The 14,113-nt window shown below is 70.3% G+C and carries 13 protein-coding genes; 4 read left to right on the top strand and 9 right to left on the bottom strand.

The features are described 5' to 3' along the window. The first annotated feature begins 126 nt into the window (after positions 1–126). Complete coding sequence (locus tag MMA15_RS16440; RefSeq protein ID WP_241060617.1) at positions 127–1,401, top strand: hypothetical protein; 1,275 nt, start codon at positions 127–129, stop codon at positions 1,399–1,401. Positions 1,402–1,570: 169 nt separating this feature from the next. After that, on the top strand, positions 1,571–2,203 hold the full coding sequence (locus MMA15_RS16435) for a rhomboid family intramembrane serine protease (RefSeq protein ID WP_241060615.1): 633 nt from the start codon (positions 1,571–1,573) through the stop codon (positions 2,201–2,203). A gap of 86 nt (positions 2,204–2,289) precedes the next feature. On the opposite strand, the gene mqnP is transcribed toward MMA15_RS16435, so the two are convergent. Both mqnP and MMA15_RS16425 read right to left on the bottom strand, forming a co-directional pair. Further along, on the bottom strand, positions 2,290–3,216 hold the full coding sequence (mqnP, locus tag MMA15_RS16430) for a menaquinone biosynthesis prenyltransferase MqnP (RefSeq protein WP_241060613.1): 927 nt from the start codon (positions 3,214–3,216) through the stop codon (positions 2,290–2,292). Further along, a complete protein-coding gene (locus tag MMA15_RS16425) occupies positions 3,213–4,664 on the bottom strand; it encodes a menaquinone biosynthesis decarboxylase (protein ID WP_241060611.1) in 1,452 nt (483 codons plus the stop codon). The genes mqnP and MMA15_RS16425 overlap by 4 nt, the downstream gene beginning before the upstream one ends. Before the next feature lie 242 nt (positions 4,665–4,906). Here MMA15_RS16425 and MMA15_RS28495 point away from each other — a divergent pair, with 242 nt between their 5' ends. Then, positions 4,907–5,440 (top strand): PLD nuclease N-terminal domain-containing protein, encoded by a 534-nt coding sequence (locus MMA15_RS28495; RefSeq protein ID WP_372498253.1) that lies wholly within the window; start codon positions 4,907–4,909, stop codon positions 5,438–5,440. A 100-nt stretch (positions 5,441–5,540) separates the two neighbouring features. On the opposite strand, the gene ccsB is transcribed toward MMA15_RS28495, so the two are convergent. The 6 genes from ccsB to hemL all read right to left on the bottom strand — a co-directional run bounded on the left by ccsB (position 5,541) and on the right by hemL (position 12,518). Next, positions 5,541–6,716 (bottom strand): c-type cytochrome biogenesis protein CcsB, encoded by a 1,176-nt coding sequence (gene ccsB / locus MMA15_RS16415; protein WP_241060609.1) that lies wholly within the window; start codon positions 6,714–6,716, stop codon positions 5,541–5,543. Next, entirely contained in the window at positions 6,713–8,680 is a 1,968-nt protein-coding gene (resB, locus tag MMA15_RS16410; RefSeq protein ID WP_241060607.1) for a cytochrome c biogenesis protein ResB, read from the bottom strand. Before resB ends, ccsB begins: the two co-directional genes overlap by 4 nt. Next, the gene (locus tag MMA15_RS16405; RefSeq protein WP_241060606.1) at positions 8,680–9,519 is read right to left on the bottom strand and encodes a cytochrome c biogenesis CcdA family protein; all 840 of its coding nucleotides are present in this window, start codon (positions 9,517–9,519) and stop codon (positions 8,680–8,682) included. Before MMA15_RS16405 ends, resB begins: the two co-directional genes overlap by 1 nt. 7 nt (positions 9,520–9,526) lie before the next feature. Continuing rightward, entirely contained in the window at positions 9,527–10,132 is a 606-nt protein-coding gene (locus MMA15_RS16400) for a TlpA family protein disulfide reductase (RefSeq protein ID WP_241060604.1), read from the bottom strand. A gap of 272 nt (positions 10,133–10,404) precedes the next feature. After that, positions 10,405–11,049, bottom strand: coding sequence for a histidine phosphatase family protein (locus tag MMA15_RS16395; protein ID WP_241063232.1), 645 nt, complete (start codon positions 11,047–11,049; stop codon positions 10,405–10,407). A gap of 161 nt (positions 11,050–11,210) precedes the next feature. Further along, the gene (hemL, locus tag MMA15_RS16390; RefSeq protein WP_241060602.1) at positions 11,211–12,518 is read right to left on the bottom strand and encodes a glutamate-1-semialdehyde 2,1-aminomutase; all 1,308 of its coding nucleotides are present in this window, start codon (positions 12,516–12,518) and stop codon (positions 11,211–11,213) included. A 207-nt stretch (positions 12,519–12,725) separates the two neighbouring features. Here hemL and MMA15_RS16385 point away from each other — a divergent pair, with 207 nt between their 5' ends. Next, positions 12,726–13,280, top strand: a complete 555-nt coding sequence (locus MMA15_RS16385) for a hypothetical protein (RefSeq protein WP_241063231.1) — start codon at positions 12,726–12,728, stop codon at positions 13,278–13,280. A 129-nt stretch (positions 13,281–13,409) separates the two neighbouring features. On the opposite strand, the gene MMA15_RS16380 is transcribed toward MMA15_RS16385, so the two are convergent. Beyond that, positions 13,410–14,099 (bottom strand): TetR/AcrR family transcriptional regulator, encoded by a 690-nt coding sequence (locus tag MMA15_RS16380; protein WP_241060600.1) that lies wholly within the window; start codon positions 14,097–14,099, stop codon positions 13,410–13,412. Positions 14,100–14,113: the final 14 nt, after the last annotated feature.

Here is a 14,113-nt window from a genome sequence, read left to right as displayed (position 1 = left end):
GGTTCGTAAGGCGGTCCCGTGGCCTCGGGTCCCCGGATCGACTGGCGTGGCGGGCCGGTTGTGCGATTGGGTCTGCGCATGCAGTTCTTCCGTCCGCCGTATCCGCGCTCCGGGCCCCTGTCACACATGACTTCGCGTACGAAGAGCCGTGCCGTGCTCGCCGCCGGATGTGCGGCGCTGCTCGCCGTCAGCGCAGCGGCGTGCAGCACGGCGGAGCGCCTGACGACCGGCATGAAGGTACGGAACGCGGTGGTGAAGCTGGGCGACCAGTCCGCCGCCACCGTCGTGGTCTCGGTGGACGGATCGCCGCGCCAGGCCCGGGAGTTCCTGAAGCAGGCACGCGGAGGCGACGACAGGCCCGGCACCTCCGAGAAGGCGGCGATGAGGCTGGCACGCGCCGAGCTGACGCTGTCGGCCGGTACGGGGGACGAGGAGGAGGAGACGCCGCTGAAGGAGATGCCGCGGTCCGAGGCGGCGAACGTGGCGGCGGCGCTGAACTTCGGCGGCGAGGACGTCGCGGGTGTCAAGTCCGTTGACGACAAGCTGTATTTGAAGGCAGACCTGCCCGAGCTGGTGTCGCAGACGGAGGGCTCGAAGAGGGCCCGCGACAAGGCGCAGGAGATCGTGGACCTGGCCGACGACCTTCCCGCCACGCTCCGCGCGGCCGAGGACGCGCTCAAGGGCGAGTGGGTGCGCGCGGACCCGGAGGCGTTCGACGACTTCGCACGGGCGGCGGAGGCCCTCGCGGAGCGCCGGCGGGCCGAGCAGGACGCCGAGCACGACGCCGAGCACGACGCCGAGCAGGACAAGGACGAGGACAAGGACGAGGACAAGGGCAAGGACCAGGGCAAGGACAAGGGCGAAGAGAAGAGCGACGGCAAGGGCGAGCACTCGGAACGCGACGACGACAGGCGCGAGCGCAGCGAACAGGCCGAGCGCGCACGCGAGATCAGGGACGCGATCACCATCGGGTCGGCGCTCGACGGGCAGTCGCAGCGCGAGTTCGTCAACCGTGTGCAGCAACTGCTGCGCGAGCACGCGGAGTTCGCCGCCAAGGGCGAGCGCGGCGGCGCGGAGCACGTACGCATGACCCTGCCCGGCCGCAAGGCGGCGAAGGACCTGGTGGGCGCGTTGCACTCGCTGGGCGCGGAGATCGACCCGAAGCGGGTGCCCGGCGGCGACATCGCTGCCGACCTGTCGATCAGGCGGGGCCAGCTCACGTCGCTGACGCTCGACCTCGGCCAGTTCACGCGGGGCGGCGAGGCCCATCTCCCGCTGACCCTGGAGTTCAGCGGCGGCGACGCGGTAGCGGTGACCGCGCCCGGCGGTACGGAGCAGCTTCAGCCGCAGGACCTGGTGGCCGCGATGATGTACGGCGCTCTGGGCACGGAGAAGTTCTGACGCCATCCTTGGACGTGTGGAGTTCCCTGACGCGGAACTCCACACGCGGTCTGCCACGTTTTCAGGGTGTTCACGAGCTTCGGCGAGATCACGAGGTTCACCAGGTCGAGGTCAACGAGGTCAACGAGGTCACATCGGCTCCGCTCACTGTCTCTCAGGGGGAGACTCGATGGCGTACGGATCAGGGTCCGGTATCAACAGCACCAGCAGCGACAGCGCTCCGCGGCGCACCGCCTGGCCCGCGGCCAAGCTGATCCTGCTCTGGGTGGCACTGCTGTGGCTGCTCGAGGGCATCGACCAGGCGACGGGCAACTCGCTGGACACGTTCGGCATCGTCCCGCGCCGGCAGGACGAGCTGGTCGACGTGGTCCCGGCGGCGTTCATGCACTTCGGCTTCGGCCATCTGATCGCGAACACCGTGCCGCTGCTCGTCCTCGGCTTCCTGGCGGCGCTGCGCGGCACCGGGCGCTTTCTGGCCGTCGCCTTCACGATCATCGTGGTCAGCGGCCTGGGCGTATGGCTGATCGCGCCCGACGGCAGCAACACCGCGGGGGCGTCCGGGCTGATCTTCGGGCTCTTCGGCTATCTGCTGGTGCGCGGCTTCGTCGACCGTCGCATCACGGACGTGGCGCTCGGCGGCGTCGTCGCGGTGCTCTACGGATCGATCCTGTGGGGCGTGCTGCCCACCGAGAGCGGGGTGTCCTGGCAGGGGCATCTGTTCGGGCTGGTCGGCGGCGTCGTGGCGGCGTTCATGACGTCCACGACCCGCGGCGCCGGAGGCGCCAAACCGGCCTGGCACTGAACGGGTCCGGAGTCCGACACCGAGCGCCGGGGCCCGGCCGTCCCGGTCCCGCCCGCTGCGGACGCGCGGATGTCCCGCCCGTACTGCTAGACGCTCAGCCCCCGCACCCCGAGGTCCAGCAGCGCACATACGAACAGCGCGATCCCGATGAACCCGTTGACCTTGAAGAAGGCCCGGTCGAGCCGCGAAAGGTCCCCCGGTTTCACGATCGAGTGCTCGTAGACGAAGGCGCCCGCGACGATCAGCAGGCCCAGCCAGTAGAAGACCCCGGCACCGGTGAGCAGCCCGAACCACAGCAGCAGCGCCACCGTCACGACGTGGCTTCCGCGCGCTCCGTGCAGGGACCGCGCGATGCCGAAGCGCGCCGGTACGGAACGCACCCCGTGCGCACGGTCCGCCGCGACGTCCTGGCACGCGTAGATCAGGTCGAAGCCCCCGATCCACACGCCCACCGCGAGCCCCAGCACCACCGCCTCCCACGACCACTCGCCCGTCACCGCGATCCAGGCGCCGACCGGGCCGATGGCCTGCGCGAGACCGAGGATGGCGTGCGGGAAGTCCGTGAAGCGTTTGCCGTACGGATAGACCACCATCGGCACGGCGGCGACTGGCGCGAGCGCCAGGCACAGGGGGTTGAGCAGCGCGCAGGCGCCGAGGAAGACGGCGACGGAGATCAGCGCGCCCGTCCAGGCGGACCGCACGGAGAGCGCGCCGGTGACGAGTTCGCGCCCGGCGGTGCGCGGATTGCGGGCGTCGATCTCGCGGTCGATGACCCGGTTCGCGGCCATCGCGAAGGTACGCATCCCGACCATGGCGACGGTGACGAGCAGCAGCTCACGCCACTGGACGGCGCCTGAGCCGAGGAACATCGCGGTGAGCGCCGCGATGTAGGCGAACGGCAGCGCGAAGACGGAGTGTTCGATCATCACCACGCGCAGGAACGCCCGTACCGCGCCCGGACTTCCGGGCAGTCCGGTCTGCGCGCCCTCGCCGGTCGCCGCGTCCCCGCTCACAGCCCGTACTCCTTCCACCGCTCCGTGACCAGTCGTGCGACATCGGGGTCGGACTCGATCGTGGCGGGCCAGCCGGCGTCGCGGGTATAGCCCTCCTCGGGCAGTTTCGCGGTGGCGTCGACTCCGGCCTTGCCTCCCCAGAACTGCTGGTACGAGGCGTGGTCGAGATGGTCGACGGGGCCTTCGACGACGGTCAGATCGCGTGAGTAGTCGACGTTGCCGAGGGCACGCCACGCCACCTCGTGCAGATCGCGTACGTCGCACTCGGCGTCGACGACGACGATCAGCTTCTCCAGCGAGAGCATGTGCGCGCCCCAGATGGCGTGCATGACCTTCTGTGCGTGCTTGGGGTACTTCTTCTCGATCGAGACGATCATGCAGTTGTGGAAGCCGCCCGCCTCCGGGAGGTGGTAGTCCACGATGTCCGGGACGATGATCTTCAGCAGCGGCAGGAAGAAGCGCTCGGTGGCCCGGCCCAGCGGCCCGTCCTCCGTGGGCGGCCTGCCCACCACGATCGACTGGAAGACGGGGCGCCTGCGCATCGTCACGCAGTCGATCGTCAGCGCCGGGAAGTCCTCCTGCGGCGTGTAGAAGCCGGTGTGGTCGCCGAACGGGCCCTCGGGCAGCGTCTTTCCGGGCTCCAGCCAGCCCTCCAGGACCACCTCGGCGTTCGCGGGCACCTGGAGCGGCACGGTCTTGCAGTCGGTCATCTCCACGCGCTTGCCCTGGGTGAAGCCCGCGAAGAGATATTCGTCGATGTCGCCGGGCAGCGGCGCCGTCGAGGCGTATGTCACAGCGGGCGGGCAGCCGAAGGCGATGGCGACGGGCAGCTTCTCCCCGCGCCTTGCGGCGACCTGGTAGTGGTTGCGGCTGTCCTTGTGGATCTGCCAGTGCATGCCGATGGTGCGCCGGTCGTGCCGCTGGAGCCGGTAGAGGCCGAGGTTGCGTACGCCGGTCTCGGGGTGCTTCGTATGCGTCAGGCCGAGGTTGAAGAAGGAGCCGCCGTCCTCGGGCCAGGTGAACAGCGCGGGCAGGCTCTCCAGATCGACGTCGTCGCCGTGCAGCACGACTTCCTGCACGGGGGCGTCCTTCACCTTCTTCGGCGGCACGTGCGTCATCGCGCCGAGCTTGCCGAACGCCTCCCTCATCCCCACGAAGCCCTGCGGCAGTTCGGGCTTCAGCAGACCGCCGATCTTCTCGCTGATCTCGTCGTACGACTCCAGGCCGAGTGCCTTCAGCAGACGCCGGTCGGTGCCGAAGACGTTCATCGCGAGGGGCAGGTCCGAGCCCTTCACGTTCTCGAACAGCAGCGCGGGGCCGCCGGACTTCTGCACCCGGTCGACGATCTCCCCGACCTCCAGATACGGATCCACCTCCGCCTTGATCCGCTTCAGGTCCCGGTCGCGCTCCAGCGCCCGCAGCAGCGAGCGGAGATCGTCGTATGCCATGCGCCCCAGTATCCGGCATGGGCTTCCGCAGTTGCCGGGCCGCCCCCGGGGCCTTCCGCGCACCGTTACGCTGGCATACGTACGTACGGCGGGAGACCGCGGTACGTACGGCCGTGACAGCGCAAGCACGACACGCGCGACACCTGCAAGAGCAGCACCAGCAACACCACCGGCAACACGAACCGCACCAACCGCACTTCCGGCCCGCCGTGCCGAGCCAGCTCGCCTAGGGGGCGTCCCACATGCTCAGGTATCTGCCGTTCCTTCTCGTCCTGGCGGTGTGGATCTACGCCTTCATCGACTGCCTCAACACCCCCGAGCAGGAAGTGCGGAAGCTTCCCAAGGTGGTCTGGGTCATCATCATCCTGCTCTTCGGGCAGGTGCTGCTGGGGCCCGTCGCCTGGTTCGCCGTCGGACGGCCGCGCAGGAACGCGCCTTACGGTGCGACGCGTCCCGACGAGCGCCGCTGGGTCGCGCCGGACGACAACCCGGAGTTTCTGAAGTCCCTCAAGGACGGTGTGCCGCCCCGCGATTCAGCGGTCGACGAGGACACGGTCGACGAGCAGGGGCCGCGCGGCAGCGGACCGCGCGCCGCTGACGCCCCCCTTTCGGACGGCGGCGAGAGGGGCGGCGAGCCTCAGGCCGACAAGGACGGGAAGGAACCGCCGCGTCCCGGTGCCGAGCCGCAGGAGGCCGAACTGCGCCGCCGCGAGGAGGAGTCGAGGCGGCGGGACGACGGCGGGGGCGGCTCGGACGAGAAGCCCCCGAAGGGCTGAGCGCTGACGGCTCAGCGCGGCCCGAAGCGGAGGCCTCACCGCGTGGCGTGCCGATACTCGGGCCCGTGCCGATACCCGGGCCCGTGCCGTTGCTCGGGCCTCAGCCGACGCCCGCGTACGAGTGCTTGCCGTTGAAGAAGATGTTGACCCCGTAGTAGTTGAACAGGAAGCACGCGAAGGCGAGCAGCGCCAGATAGGCGGCCTTGCGGCCCTTCCAGCCGGCGGTCGCGCGTGCGTGCAGATAGCAGGCGTAGGCGACCCAGGTGATGAACGACCAGACCTCCTTGGGGTCCCAGCCCCAGTAGCGGCCCCAGGCGTCACCGGCCCAGATGGCGCCCGCGACGATGGTGAAGGTCCAGAAGGGGAACACGGCCGCGTTGATGCGGTACGCGAACTTGTCCAGCGACGCGGACGACGGCAGACGCTCCAGCACCGAGGTGGCGAAGCCGCCGGGTGTGCCGCCGGCCAGCAGCTTGGTCTCGTAGCGGTCGCGGAAGAGGTAGAGCGCCGTCGAGACGAAGCCCAGATAGAACAGCGCGCCGCAGGTGATCGCCAGCGAGACGTGGATCCAGAGCCAGTACGAGTGCAGGGCGGGCACGAGCTGGTCGCTCTCGGTGTAGAGCACCGTCACCGCGAGGCCGAGGTCGAGCAGCACCGATGTGACCAGCGGCAGTCCGATCCAGCGGACGTTCTTCTTCGCGACGAGGAACCCGAGGTATGCGCCGACGGCGACCATCGAGAGCGCCGTCGAGAACTCGTACATGTTGCCCCAGGGGGCGCGCTGCACCGACAGCGAGCGTGCGAGCACCCCGGCGACGTGCAGCAGGAACGCGAGCGTGGTGAGGGAGACCGCGATCCGGCCGTAGAGGTCGCCCTGTTCGTCACCGGCGGCGGCGCCGGGCCCGTCGGGCAGTTCGCCGCGGCGCCCTGCCGAGGAGCGGACGACGACGCGGGGGCGGGGGCGTTCCAGTACGGACGTGGCCCCGCCCGAAGTGGCGGCCCCGGCGCCGGACTTGGCGTTCGCGGCCTCGGCGGACGACGTCTTCGCGGACGACGTCTTCACCGACTCGGTCTGCGCGGAGGCGGCGGGCTGCTCGTCCCGCTCGCCCTTCGGGCTCAGCGCGGCGGCCGTGCGGGCGACCTTGCTGCGGCTGCCGAAGACCCACTCGGCGACGTGCGCGAAGAAGGCCAGGGTGTAGACGGCCATGGCCGAATAGATCAGATAGTTGCTGATCTCGGCGAGATTCTCGTTCGTTCCGGCGGCGGCGATGTTCACTGGCGTTCTCCTCGCGGCGAGGTCTCGGCGCTCTCCTCGTCGTTGTCGGCTGGCTCGTCGGCGTGTGCGTCGGAGTGTGCGTCCGCGTCTGCGGCGTCGGCCTTTGCGTCCGCGTCTGCGGCGTCGGCCTTTGAGTCCGCGTCTGCGGCGTCGGCGGGCGGCGGTCGATCGGCGTCGTCCTGGTGAGCGTCCTGCTGGTCGGCGTCCTCCGCGGGCGGTGCCCCGTCCTGGAGCGCATACGCCAAGTCGCCCAGTTCCTCGGGGAGTCTGGCCGACTCGCTGCGCCCCAGCCCGGCCATCTCCACGACGGTCAGCCCGTCGGGCCCGGCGACCGCGCGCACCCACACGCGGCGCCGCTGGATGAACAGCGACCCGGCGAGCCCGCCGATCGCCGCCAGCGCGCCGCCGAGAGCCCAGCCCTCCCCGACCTGGTGCACGATCTGGAACTGCGCCCACTGCCGTACGCCCTCGAACTTCAACTCACCGCCGCCGTCCGGCAGTTCCATCGTCTCGCCGGGAAGGATCTTCTTCGCCAGCGGGCTTCCGTCGTCCTTCTTGAACTGCTTCATGCGCTTGGTGTCGAGCTGGTACACGCTCTGCGCGGCGCCGTAGTCGAGGCCGAGGTCGCCGTGGTAGGCGGTGAGGAAGAGGACCGGGTACTTCAGGGAGGGGGACTGCGAGAACATCGTGCCCGCGCCCGAGCCGCCGAAGGTCGGCACGAAGAAGCCCTGGAAGCCCAGTTGGTCCTTGCGGCCCTTCGCGTCGCGGTAGTCGGTGACCTTCAGCACGCCGGACGAGGTGAGGTTGCCGTCCTGCGGGAGGAAGGCGACGGGGCCCCGATAGGCGGTGCGGCCCTTGCCGTCCTTGACGGAGATGACGGGCGCATAGCCGTTGCCGTTGAGGAAGACCTTGGAATCGCCCACCTCCAGCGGGTGGTTGACCTCGATCGACCCCTGCTTCTCCTTGCCTCCCGGGCCCTGCCAGTACGAGACGCCGGCGCGGAAGTCGCGTGCGGTGCCCTTCTGCGGTCCGGACTCCTCGTAGCTGGCGTGGAAGTCCCGGAGGCTGAAGCCGAAGGAGTCCAGGTCGTCCGGGTCGAAGAGCGAACCGGACTTGAAGTCGTCGTACTGGGTGAGGGTGTTGGAGAAGCCGTCGCCCTTGATGATCAGCTTGCCGCCGTCGGACTTCCACAACTGCCCGGCGGCGAAGGCCAGCAGCAGCACGATCAGCGCGATGTGGAAGAGCAGATTGCCCGCCTCGCGCAGATAGCCCTTCTCGGAGGCCACCGCGTCGCCCTCGCGGTCGACGCGGAAGCGGCGCCTGCCCAGCAGTCGTCCCGCGCGGCCGAGCACCTCGTCCGGGTCCGTCTCGGTACGCCAGGTCGTATACGCGGGCATACGCTCCAGGCGTCGCGGCGCACGGGGCGGCCTGCTGCGCAACTGGCCGACGAACTGCCAGGTGCGCGGCACGATGCAACCCGCCAGCGAGACGAAGAGCAGGATGTAGATCGCCGAGAACCACACCGACGTGTAGACGTCGAAGAGCTGCAACTTCTCGTAGACGGGCGAGAGTACGTCGTGCTTCTTCTGGAACTCCTCGACCTTGACGCTGTCGACGGCCTTCTGCGGGACGACCGAGCCGGGGATCGCCGCGAGGGAGAGCAGGAAGAGCAGGATCAGCGCGACGCGCATCGACGTGAGCTGGCGCCAGAACCAGCGGAGCCAGCCGACGAGGCCGATGGAGGGGACGTTGAGCCTCTCCTCGCCGGGTGCGGTGGAGAGCGACGAGAGCTGCGACTCGGCCTCGCGCGTCAGCCGCGCCTCGTCCGAAGCGGCGTCGGCCGGGGCGCTGTCGGGGGACGCACTGTCGGCGGCGTTGTCCGGGGCGGCGGCATCCGCTTTCGGGTCCGCCGCTTTCGGGTCCGCGCCCGTACCCGCGCCGGTCTCGGTGTCCGTCGTACGCATCAGATTCCCACGGTGTAGTCGGACGACCAGACTTGGAGGTCGTAGACGATCCGGTCCCAGACTCCGGTGACGAGGAGGACGCCGACGGCGACGAGCATCAGGCCGCCGATCCGCATCACCCACGCATAGTGCCGCTTCACCCAGCCGAAGGCGCCCAGCGTGCGCCGGAAGGCCACGGCGGCGACGACGAACGGGACACCGAGCCCGAGGCAGTACGCCACGGTCAGCAGCGCACCGCGCCCGGCGCTGGCCTCGCTGAACGCCAGGGTCTGCACTGCCGCCAGGGTCGGCCCGATGCACGGTGTCCAGCCGATGCCGAACAGCACGCCCAGCATGGGCGCTCCCGCCAGCCCCACCGACGGCCGCCGCTGGATGCGCAGTTCGCGGGAGGTGAGACGGGACAGCGGCCCGAGCGCGCCCATGAACGCCAGCCCCAGCAGGATCGTCAGCGCGCCCAGCACCTTGGAGATGATCGCCCGGTGCTCCTGGAGCGTCGCGCCGAAGCCCCCGAAGAGGGCGCCGCCGGAGACGAACACCGCGGTGAAGCCCAGCACGAACAGGCCCGCGCCCAGGAACATCCGGCCGCGCCTGGCCTGTGCGAGATCCGTACCGCTGACGCCGGTGACATAGCTGAGATAGCCGGGCACCAGGGGCAGTACGCAGGGGGAGAAGAAGGAGACGAGGCCGCCGAGCACGGCCACGGGCACGGCCAGCAGCAGGGCGCCGCTGAGGACCGTGTGGTTGACCTCCGAGGGGGCCGCCGCGAGGGCGGGACCTGACGCGGAGGCCGCTGCGGTGACAGCGGTGGCGGTGGCGGTGACGCCGGCGAGCACGCTCATGCCGTGGTCACTTCTCCGCCGTCAACGGGTCCAGCGCATGGCGCAGTTCCTTCTCGCCGAGTTCCTTCAGCGCCCGTACGGCGATCTTCCCGTCGCGGTCGAGGATGAGCGTGGAGGGGATGGCCTGCGGGGACAGGCTGCCCTTCGGGAAGCGGAGGATGAGCTTCCCGCTGGGGTCGTAGAAGCTCGGGTACTCGATGCCGAAGTTGCGCTCGAACGCCTTGGCGTTGGCACGGTCGAGATCACGGGTGTTGATCCCGACGAATCGGACGCCCTCGTCCTCGGTGTCCTTGGCGACCTCGGCGAGATTCGGTGCCTCGGCGCGGCAGGGCGCGCACCACGAGCCCCAGACGTTCAGGACGACGATCTTGCCCTTGTAGTCGGAGAGTTCAAGCCGCTTGCCGTCGACGCCTTTGCCCGAAATGTCCGGAGCCTGCTGCCGCTCGCCGCGCTTCACCTCGGTGATCTTCCCGGTGCCCTCGACGAACTTCGTGTCCCCCGACGACGATCCGGCGTCACCCTCGCCGCCGCACCCGGTCAGCACCGACGCACCGGCCGCGAGCATCGCGAGCAGCAGTGCGGGGCGGTATCGGAGGGGGCGGGTCTGACTCATGTGAAAAGTTTCGCATGAACCCGTGGCCGATCTTCCACGCCCCCCTTGTGCCCCTTGCGCACGGGCCGTCCGAGGTCGTACGGGCCGTCCGTACTTGCGCCCGCCGCCGGTTCTACGGGGGCCGGGCCCCTCGCGAGGCCCGCAGCGACGGGGAGCCGGAGGGCGCTGGGCTCGCGAACCCGGTGGGGGCAGGGCTTGCGAACCCGGTGGACGCGCCGCTTCCGAACGGCGCCGCACGGGCTCACCCTCCGCCGGACTCCGGCCCCCGGGGCTCAAGCCCCGCGCCCGCCGCCGCCCTTGGTGCGCCTGGCGCCCGCGCGCAGATGCGGGGGCACGAGATCGCGAGCGGGTTCCGTATAGCCGACGGAGACGATCTTGTCCCCGTGGAAGGTGAAGGTCGTCAGCGATGCGAGCGTGCACTGCCGGCGCCTCGGGTCGTGCCACAGGCGGCGGCGCTCGACGAAGCTGCGCAGCGTCCAGATCGGAAGCTGGTGCGAGACGCAGACCGCCTCGCGCCCCCGTGCCGCGTCCCTGGCCGCGTCGAGCGCGGCCCGCATCCGCAGCACCTGGTGCATGTACGACTCGCCCCAGGAGGGCCGGAAGGGGTTGAAGAGGTGGCGCCAGTTCGCGGGTCTGCGCAGGGCGCCGTCCCCCACGCCGACCGTTTTGCCCTGGAATACGTTGTCGGCCTCGATCAGGCCCTCGTCACAGGCGACGTCCAGGCCGTGCGACTTGGCGATGGGCGCGGCCGTCTCCTGCGCACGCTCCAGCGGCGAGGCCACGACGTGGGCGATGTCACGCTCGGCGAGATGCTCGGCGACCCGGTCGGCCATGCGGCGCCCCAGCTCGGAGAGGTGGTATCCGGGCAGCCGCCCGTACAGCACGCCGCCGGGGTTCTCGACCTCGCCGTGACGCATCACATGTACGACGGTGACGGTACGGCTCTCGCCGTCGGCCGGGATCTCCAAGCTGTCCCGGCGCTCACGGCCGTGAGCGCCGCCTCCGCCCCCGCGGCCCGTACTCGCGCGATCCGCGGCGCCACGGCCCGTGCCTCTGCGGTCACTTCGGTCTTCGGCGCTCATGCCGTCGCCTCCGCGGCGGCCCTGGCCGCGGCGGGCAGCGCCTCCACGACCCGGTCCAGCGCACCGTCGTCGTGCGCGGTGGATACGAACCACGACTCGAAGGCGGACGGCGGCAGATAGACGCCCTGCTCCAGCATCGAGTGGAAGAACGCCGTGAAGCGGAACGTCTCCTGTGCCTTGGCGCCCTCGTAGTCGGTCACGGGCTCGTCGGTGAAGAACACGGAGAACATGTTGCCCGCGGCCTGGAGCCGATGAGCCACGCCTGCCTTGCTCAGCGCCTCCGTGACGGCGCCGCGCAACTGCACGGACGCCGAGTCGACCGCCGCGTACGCCGCATCGTCCAGCAGCCTCAACTGGGCGAGGCCGGCGGCCGTGGCGACGGGATTCCCGGAGAGGGTCCCGGCCTGGTAGACGGGCCCCTCGGGGGCGAGCCGCGCCATCACGTCGGCTCGTCCGCCGAAGGCCGCCGCGGGGAAGCCGCCGCCCATCACCTTGCCGAACGTCATCAGATCAGGGACGACTTGATCGATCCCGTACCACCCCTGCCTGCTGACGCGGAAGCCGGTCATCACCTCGTCCGAGACGAACAGCGCACCGTGCGAACGGCAGATCTCCTTCAACTGCTCGTTGAATCCCGGCTGCGGCGGGACGATGCCCATGTTGCCGGGGGACGCCTCGGTGATCAGGCAGGCGATCTCGTCCGGGTGCGCGGCGAACGCGGCGCGCACCGCGTCGAGATCGTTGTACGGCAGCACGATCGTCTCCGCCGCCTGCGACTCGGTGACCCCGGGGGTGCCCGGCAGCCCGAAGGTGGCGACGCCCGAACCCGCCGACGCCAGCAGCGAGTCCACGTGACCGTGGTAACACCCCGCGAACTTCACGACCTTGGCGCGCCCGGTGAATCCCCGCGCCAGCCGGATCGCGGACATCGTCGCCTCCGTGCCGGAGGAGACCAGACGTACCCGCTCGACCGGGGCGATACGGTCCACGATCTCCTCGGCGAGGGCGACTTCGTCCTCGCCGGGCGTACCGAAGGACGTGCCGCGACTGACCGCCGCCTGTACGGCCGCGATCACCTCGGGGTGGGAGTGGCCCAGGATCATCGGCCCCCATGAGCAGACGAGGTCCACGTACTCACGTCCGTCGGCGTCCATGAGGTACGGACCGGCACCGGACACCATGAACCGGGGCGTACCGCCCACTGCTTGGAACGCCCGGACCGGAGAATTCACGCCTCCAGGTGTCACGGCGGCGGCACGGTCGAAGAGCGACTGCGATACTGGGGCCTCGTACGAGTAAGTCACAGGGCCATGGTGTCAGAGCGTCGCCGGGAGCCCTGCGTCGTCTTCCCACAGGTGGGTATGCGAGACGCAGGGGACCGGTGAGGTACCGGCGCGGTAACACGGGGATTACCCGCGCGCTGCGGGGCGTTTCACGGACCGCAGGACGGGGAGGTCTCTGACACGATGATCGGGTTGCGCGGCGGTGGCCGCGAGTGGTCGGGTGGTGACATGCAGCGCGGTGGTGGACTGGGAGAGGGTACCGGGGACCTCGGTCCGGAGCGCGCACGGGGCCGTCATCGCAGAAACGCGGCGGAGAGAGACACAGGGAGCAGCAGGGGTGGCGGCCGAGTGGGGGTGACCTACAAGTACTTCGGCGCACCGGACGGCGCGACGGCGGCGCGGGTCCCGGTCTCGATGCGCCCCGAGGAGCTCGGCGGCGACGAGCTGGGCCACGGCATGTTCACCAAGATCAAGCCGGAGACGATGGCTGCGATGGTCCTCACGGGCATCGAGGGCATACCTCTGCACCGGGTCCCGCCGCTCGAACTCGTGGTGCTGCACCCGGACTACGCGGTCGTCAAGCTGCCGATGACGGTCGTCGACCCGCTGCGAGGCATCGGCGAGGAGTCGGTCGGCGCTGCGGCCTTCATCTGGTCCACGGTGCCCGACCGTGCGGGCCCGCAGGACGCGTTCAACGTGTACCAACTCCTCCACGAATGGCAGGACTTCTCCGACCGTCTGCACATGGCGGGCCACCAGCCGTACTGCCTGGTGTGGCCCTGACGGTCCGCTTCCCGTCGGGTGGTTCCCCGATGGCCCGCTCTGCCGCGGTTGCGCCGGCTTCGTAAGTTTCCCCGGATCTGCCGGTCTTCGCCGTACTCCGAGTCCCCGCCGTCTTCTCGGCTTCCCCGGCTACGGGCCCTCCGCCGTGAGGTAGCGCTGCACCGTCGGTCCCAGCCAGCTCACGATCTCCTCGTGCGTCAGCGCGACCGAGGGCGGCAGCTTCAGTACGTACCGGCTGACGGCCATGCCGAGGATCTGCGACGCCAACAGGGCCGCGCGCTGAGGCACTTGTGCGGGGTCCGGGCACACGGCGGCGACGGCCGGGGCCACCTGGTCGCGGAAGACGGAGTGAACGCGCTCCGCGCCGGCGGGATTCGTGACGCCGACGCGCAGCATGGCGTTCAGCGTCTCGTCGCCCTCCCAGCGGTGCAGGAAGTGCCGTACGAGCCGGGTGCCGGTCTCTTCGGCGGGGACGCCGGTCAAGTCCGGGAGGCGCAGGTCGATTTCGGAGGCGGCGGCGAAGAGCCCCTCCTTGTTGCCGTAGTAACGCATCACCATCGACGGGTCGATGGCGGCGTCGCGCGCTATCGCCCGGATCGTCGCCCGCTCGTATCCGTCTGCGGCGAAGCGTTCGCGTGCGGCGCGCAGGATCGCGGCACGCGTCGAGTCCGAGCGGCGCGGGGCACGTTCGCGCCCCGCGGCCCCCGCGCGCCCCGCGCCCCCCGTGGCCGCGAGCCCGGCCGACGCTTCAGCAGCCGGGGCGTCAGCGGCCACGGCGCCGGAGGGGGCAGCCGTACGTGCCTTCACTTCGTCGTTCATGCCAACGACTGTAG

Origin of the sequence: Streptomyces marispadix (assembly GCF_022524345.1) — a bacterium.
Taxonomy (GTDB): Bacteria; Actinomycetota; Actinomycetes; order Streptomycetales; family Streptomycetaceae; genus Streptomyces; species Streptomyces marispadix.
This window is presented reverse-complemented; position numbering and strand designations above follow the sequence as displayed.

Excerpts from the sequence above, each read along its gene's own strand:
- MMA15_RS16440 (WP_241060617.1), top strand. The coding sequence starts at position 127 with ATGACTTCGCGTACGAAGAGCCGTGCCGTGCTCGCCGCCGGATGTGCG.
- MMA15_RS16435 (WP_241060615.1), top strand. The coding sequence starts at position 1,571 with ATGGCGTACGGATCAGGGTCCGGTATCAACAGCACCAGCAGCGACAGC.
- MMA15_RS16425 (WP_241060611.1), bottom strand. The coding sequence starts at position 4,664 with ATGGCATACGACGATCTCCGCTCGCTGCTGCGGGCGCTGGAGCGCGAC.
- MMA15_RS28495 (WP_372498253.1), top strand. The coding sequence starts at position 4,907 with ATGCTCAGGTATCTGCCGTTCCTTCTCGTCCTGGCGGTGTGGATCTAC.
- resB (WP_241060607.1), bottom strand. The coding sequence starts at position 8,680 with ATGCGTACGACGGACACCGAGACCGGCGCGGGTACGGGCGCGGACCCG.
- MMA15_RS16405 (WP_241060606.1), bottom strand. The coding sequence starts at position 9,519 with ATGAGCGTGCTCGCCGGCGTCACCGCCACCGCCACCGCTGTCACCGCA.
- MMA15_RS16400 (WP_241060604.1), bottom strand. The coding sequence starts at position 10,132 with ATGAGTCAGACCCGCCCCCTCCGATACCGCCCCGCACTGCTGCTCGCG.
- MMA15_RS16395 (WP_241063232.1), bottom strand. The coding sequence starts at position 11,049 with ATGCGTCACGGCGAGGTCGAGAACCCCGGCGGCGTGCTGTACGGGCGG.
- MMA15_RS16385 (WP_241063231.1), top strand. The coding sequence starts at position 12,726 with ATGCAGCGCGGTGGTGGACTGGGAGAGGGTACCGGGGACCTCGGTCCG.
- MMA15_RS16380 (WP_241060600.1), bottom strand. The coding sequence starts at position 14,099 with ATGAACGACGAAGTGAAGGCACGTACGGCTGCCCCCTCCGGCGCCGTG.